Consider the following 255-nt stretch of genomic DNA (forward strand, 5'->3'; position numbering starts at 1 on the left):
CACCCGTGCGCCGGTCTCTCATTCCGAAGAACAATACCCCTCGACTTGCATGTGTTAAGCCTGCCGCTAGCGTTCATCCTGAGCCAGGATCAAACTCTTCATCGTATATTGTTTGAACTATAAATAGCTCTTTATTTATTTGACTGAAGTTCTAGTGGTTCTATTCAAATCTTCCGATTCTATTACTCTTATTTTATTTGTTCTTATCTTTCGATAAAAACGGCTGTCAATTCAATATGTCTAGGAACGTATCTT

Annotated in this window: 1 rRNA gene; it reads right to left on the reverse strand. The window is 38.8% G+C overall.

From position 1 onward, the window contains the following. Nucleotides 1-105 (reverse strand): 16S ribosomal RNA (locus tag DOS84_RS18890); the annotation flags it as partial. Between the last annotated feature and the right edge of the window lie 150 nt (nt 106-255).

The organism is Flavobacterium aquariorum (assembly GCF_003254745.1).
GTDB classification, from domain to species: domain Bacteria; phylum Bacteroidota; class Bacteroidia; order Flavobacteriales; family Flavobacteriaceae; genus Flavobacterium; species Flavobacterium aquariorum.